3 protein-coding genes are annotated in these 4,889 nt (G+C 50.7%); 1 reads left to right on the top strand and 2 read right to left on the bottom strand.

Translation table 11 applies throughout. The features are described from left to right. Nucleotides 1–238 precede the first annotated feature (238 nt). The gene (locus tag ACR0CG_RS23585) at nucleotides 239–1,384 is read right to left on the bottom strand and encodes a phosphatase PAP2 family protein (protein WP_480527924.1); all 1,146 of its coding nucleotides are present in this window, start codon (nucleotides 1,382–1,384) and stop codon (nucleotides 239–241) included. A 36-nt stretch (nucleotides 1,385–1,420) separates the two neighbouring features. After that, a complete protein-coding gene (locus tag ACR0CG_RS23580; RefSeq protein WP_480527923.1) occupies nucleotides 1,421–3,220 on the bottom strand; it encodes an adenylate/guanylate cyclase domain-containing protein in 1,800 nt (599 codons plus the stop codon). Nucleotides 3,221–3,324: 104 nt separating this feature from the next. On the opposite strand from ACR0CG_RS23580, the gene ACR0CG_RS23575 reads away from it, so the two are divergent. Continuing rightward, nucleotides 3,325–4,629: a S8 family serine peptidase gene (locus ACR0CG_RS23575; protein ID WP_480527921.1), complete on the top strand. Its 1,305-nt coding sequence runs from the start codon at nucleotides 3,325–3,327 to the stop codon at nucleotides 4,627–4,629. Nucleotides 4,630–4,889 lie beyond the last annotated feature (260 nt).

Genomic DNA, 4,889 nt, shown 5'->3' with positions numbered 1-4,889 from the left:
GGCAACCCGCTACGACAGGTGCCCGAAGGTCTTCCTGTCAGCAATCGCCCTTGCAGCACTCGTTATCTATTGGCTATGAGTCCTGACCCTAAGCCGCTAAATTTTCTAATCCTTACACCATAGGCAACAGCATACGCGCAACTCCGGCACGCAACTACCTGAAACACCATCACTAATGCCAAAAATTCAGCTCGCTTCAGGTTTCCTTCGCCCACCTGCGCCTTTAATCTACTTTATTCTACGGCCATGGGACGGGTGGAATGGGCATTGCTCCGGCCCCCCATTCGTCTCGGGCTTTCGTCACAAGCGTTCGAACACGGCCTGAGCTCTGTCGAATGATGGTTGCGTAAGCGGCATGAGCCAGTCGACGTCCTGCCTCACTATCGGACGGATAGTGGAGCCCAAGAATTTCACGGTTTCTGGCGATGCGGCGCGCCATGTCAAATAGCGGATTCGTCTGATCTCCGGTAATGGTGGCGCCAGCTACTGAAGGAGGCGCCAGAACTTCATCCATTGCTGCATTCAGCAATAGCGCTGCCAACCAGGCTTGCGTTGCGTGACCGCTCGGGAACGAGGAATGCTCCGGTGGATCAATTGGTGGCATCAACGTCGGGCACAACTGCGATGGGCGCGGGCGATTGAAGAATGCCTTGTAAAGCATTGCGAGATGCGTACCGGCCTCGATTGCAAACGCCAAAAGCTTCGCGGTATATGGATGAGTGATCCGATTGAATGTTATGATCCCGCTAAAGCACTGATCTATCGATACTGCCTGCTCCAACGCCTCATCCAAAACACCCGGTCGATACTCGATGAGACCGATTAACTCGATCAACTCTTGTTCAAGAACGGTCATACTTGTCGGCGCCGGCTGGGGCCACGATTTCAACTTTTTCAAGGGGTCAGAGGGGTGAAGGGGGTCATCGACCTCATCGAAATCAAACGGACCGGAACTCGTAGTTGGAAAACCAAGCGACGACGGCGGTCCTGCTGTCGTAGCCCAAGCTTGAATTGCGCGATCAAACAATGGCAACAAGCTACGAGCGTAGTTGTAAGGTGCCCAATGGGCGTCTGTCCAAGAACCGGGAATATTGAGTTTGTAAAACTCGTGCAGACGAAAGGGTCGCGACGCGTCTGGCGCAATCTCGATCATCAGCTCCGGGTCAACATGAGGCCAAGACTGCCCGCGCCACCACCAGAGATGCGGATTGTTATCGTCTAATGCAGCGTTAGAGCGCTTTATATTCGCTGTTATTCCAACAACTCGTCCACCGCCAGCATTACCGGACGACCCGGTCATCGAAAAGTTCGAATTGTTGGAGTTATTGGAATTGTTCGAATTATTGGAGTTATTCGAATTGTTTGAGTTATTTGAATTATGCATTTTATTTCCCCCCTAAAAATTCAGATTGAAACTCGCCTAACCCGGCAAACTAGATGCCCGAAGGTGCTTCAACCACGTCAACTGAAGCTGTTCATCGGCAAATGTTGAATGCGCTTTAGCATAATCATCAACGCGGAATTCAGGAGCGTACCGCAACAAAGCATCTGCGGCGACCTTTGCTCCAATTGTATCGCCCTCTGCAGCAAGCGACGCAGCTAGCAATCGCAGGGACGGTAGGTGCCCGTCTTCTTCATCAAGAGCTCGACGCGCCCAATATGCGGCGCGTGAGAAGTTTCCAGCCGAATAGTGTGCTATCGAAAGCCAATCATACTCCCGAAATGGGATTTGATCGAGTGGTATGAGCTGATGTGCCTGTTCAGCATATTTCACTGCATCCTGCCCGCGACCGACATATGCCATGGTGCCAGCAGAGATCATGAGCACAAAAGTGTTTCCGGGTCCGATGTATCGCGCCCGTTCCATCAGGGCTAGCGCAGCTTCGTGATCATCTCGCAAAAACGCCTTGGTCTGAGCCAAAACTGCAATCGCCTGAGCATTTGTTTCATCTAGTTCCACTGCACGTTTTGCGTCTTCTTCTGCGGCGGACTTCGCAACTTCCCGGTCTTCGATCCACCCCTGAACGACCATCATGATCCACCAGGCAGCGCGCCAACAATACGCTGCCGCGAACCCGGGGTCGTCAGCAATAGCTTGATCCAGGTACTTACGTGCTTCCTCATAACTTTCGCGCTTCAAATGCCTCATCAAGTCCAATGCCTTAAGCTGGCAATCATAGGCCGAGAAAACTTCTGCAGGTTTGCGGAGCGCGCGGTTCAGTTCTGCACGACGCACTTGTGGCGCAATACTAGCCGTAATTTCAGCCACTAGCTGATCTTGTTGATCAAAAATTTGATCTTGTTCAATTTCGGAACGCTTGGACAACATGGTAACTCCAGTTTTTGAGTCACTTAGAGTCACCGACAATCTTATTTTTCCGCTTTGGCGCCTGACTGTACCTTGAAGGACATAGCGAACGCCAAGCACGCGCCGCGCTTCCCTCGGATCAATCTGGCAATCGCGAAAACCAAGCGTGGACGCACGAGCGATAACCACCATTTCATGCAATCCGGAAAGACAACAAATCAAATCCTCGACAAGCCCGTCTGAGAAATACGCGTCCTCATCCGACGGTCCAAGATTCTCAAATGGTAGTATCGCGATAGATGGTATTTCATCCTTCGCGTGAAATACGCCGATAGCTTTAGCAGGGCTTGTGTTCAAACCATAAGTGCGGACTGGTCTTTCAAAACCCTTGAGCGCGACGAAGCCAAGATCTCGGATTTCTGTTGAACGTGACTTGCGGATAACTTCGGAGGCCGAGTGAGACAGTATTACGGAATCTGCAGTCGCCGCTTCTTGCAGGCGTTTGGCCAAATTCACGCCATCCCCAAAGACGTCACCATCGGAAAACAGAACTGTCGAATAGTTGATTCCTATTCGAAATCGTAACCCTTTCCATCGAGGACGGGTATTTGACCTATCTTCAATCAGCAGCCTGTTGACGTTTTCAGCTAAAGTAACGGCTGATTCCACACTTTCGAATGTTACAAGTAGCCCGTCGCCTAAGTTTTTTTGCGTCTCTGCGCCGAGCTGGTCCAACATAGGATGCACAATACTAGACAAGAAATCATCGAAAACTGCAAAGGCATGATCCTCATCCTTGGACGCCCACGAAGTAAATCCCACAGCGTCCGCAAACATAATCGCCATGAGTCTCTTTAAGGGTTTTTGGGCCGCCGTTCCCGTGTACCAACTAAGTAAGTTTTGCTCGGCCATATCCGACTTCGCGCCAAAAATTGATTTAAGGACCCTTTTTCCTTACACTAATTCCATTGATTTTTCGACTATAGCTTTCTCAACGCAGTTGTGAGGCCCCTGCCATGCCGCAAAGTAACAGGTACATTATTTGGCGAGGGATCGCCGATCCAGAAATCGACGAACTCCTTCGTCGTGCCGATGAGGACGATGTAGAGATCACTCGTACAGATGATTTTGTCGTTGTTAACGCTACCGAAGAGGACATTCTAGCGGTTTTCGGACCATACTTGCGAGACAACCAAATACTTGCGCCTGAAGGCGCGACAATTCTTGGTGAGATCGAACTGACTGGCCAGTTTCTGGTTGGGATCGATGCACCCATCGATTTCGCAGAATACAACGGACGACGCAACGTCTCGCCTGGACCTGCCTCTTTTGACAGGGATAGCGCCGAAAATCTGATCGCCGCTTCCGAAATTCGAAATTTTGTGGCTTCAGGTACGAGGCGTGTTAATGTCGTTATTGTGGACGGCGGACTTGACGAAAGTTACCTTAATTCAATTGGCTACACCAAGCCGCTAGAAACTCTTCCTGGTATTACGGGGTCGCACGTTGCACCTCACGCGCGACAAAGCCAACGGCATGCCAACGCGGTCGCACGAAGTATTTTCTCGATTGCGCCGGATGTTCATTTTGTTGACGCACCGATCTTGCCAGATCGCATCGACTATGTGGACTTATTTGCCAGTAGAGTGATTCAATTGATTGCTGCGCTATTGGGAGAAATAAATGGTCGAAGCGACGAGTCTTGGGTGGTTGTTTGTGCTTGGGGATTACTAGATCGAAAATACGACCGATTCCTAGGCACTTATGCGGATAATCACAATCATATGCTTTCAACGGTCATCAAACATCTAGTTACGAAAGGCGTCGACGTTGTTTTTTCCGCAGGCAACAGTGGTTTGTTTTCGCCTGACTTTAGAAGTGGGCATACGGATCGAGGTCCCTACGGAAGCATTATGGGATCGAACGGCCTTCCATCTGTACTTACGGTAGGCGGTGTCAATGCAATCGAAAGGTGGATCGGGGAGAGTTCTCAAGGGCCAGAGCCCCCTGACTTGCGATTTGTAGGCATCAAAGCCCCTAGAAAACCAGATGTTTGCGCACCGACTTGGTTTTGCGAAAATTACGACAGGCATGCCGCACTTACTGGCACGTCCGGTGCCTGTGCAGTCGCCGCTGGCGTTGTCGCCGCCGTTAGAAGAAAAAAAAGCCCAGCGTCTCTATCACCTTCCGATCTAATAGACAGAATTCGCGATACCGCTAGAGTAATCGGTTACACAAAACGAGATGACCGCTCTACGCCAGCGGAATGGAGAATTGGATCAGGGATTGTTGACTGTGCAGAGTTGGTAAAAGTACTTTAGCGCCTTGTTTGGTTATGGAGGTGGATAATCCGATCTTCGTGACCTTGCACGGCGCGATACAGCCACGTTGAGATTGAACCGGTTGCTCAGCATAATGCGCCAGACTGGTTTTGAATGTGTTGCGAGAGTGTTAGGGTCAGCACTCATTGATTTCCGCGTGGCTGCGTGTGTCACGGTTCGAAAATCGAGCGGTGACCATGTCTGATCTTTTTTGGCTGACGGATGCGCAGATGGCGCGTCTTGAGCCTTTCTTCCCCAAG

This window comes from Ruegeria sp. AB8 (assembly GCF_056542605.1).
Note: the sequence above shows the minus strand (reverse complement) of the source record. Positions and strands in the feature narration are given on the sequence as shown.

Coding starts and splice junctions, on each gene's coding strand:
- ACR0CG_RS23585 (WP_480527924.1), bottom strand. CDS start 1,384: ATGCATAATTCAAATAACTCAAACAATTCGAATAACTCCAATAATTCG.
- ACR0CG_RS23575 (WP_480527921.1), top strand. CDS start 3,325: ATGCCGCAAAGTAACAGGTACATTATTTGGCGAGGGATCGCCGATCCA.
- ACR0CG_RS23580 (WP_480527923.1), bottom strand. CDS start 3,220: ATGGCCGAGCAAAACTTACTTAGTTGGTACACGGGAACGGCGGCCCAA.